Origin of the sequence: Duganella vulcania, from assembly GCF_009857655.1 — a bacterium.
GTDB classification, from domain to species: domain Bacteria; phylum Pseudomonadota; class Gammaproteobacteria; order Burkholderiales; family Burkholderiaceae_D; genus Rugamonas; species Rugamonas vulcania.
This window is the reverse complement of the sequence record NZ_WWCX01000322.1, coordinates 1-297: the sequence shown is the minus strand read 5'-3', so window position 1 is coordinate 297 and position 297 is coordinate 1. Positions and strand designations below refer to the sequence as shown.

Below are 297 nucleotides of genomic sequence, written 5' to 3'. Positions count from 1 at the left end.
CGGTTTGTCACCGGCAGTCTCATTAGAGTGCCCTTTCGTAGCAACTAATGACAAGGGTTGCGCTCGTTGCGGGACTTAACCCAACATCTCACGACACGAGCTGACGACAGCCATGCAGCACCTGTGTGCAGGTTCTCTTTCGAGCACTCCCCAATCTCTCAGGGATTCCTGCCATGTCAAGGGTAGGTAAGGTTTTTCGCGTTGCATCGAATTAATCCACATCATCCACCGCTTGTGCGGGTCCCCGTCAATTCCTTTGAGTTTTAATCTTGCGACCGTACTCCCCAGGCGGTCTAC

1 rRNA gene is annotated in these 297 nt (G+C 52.9%); it reads right to left on the bottom strand.

The annotated features are described in order from the left end of the window. Positions 1–297, bottom strand: a 16S ribosomal RNA gene (locus GTP90_RS36220); the annotation flags it as partial.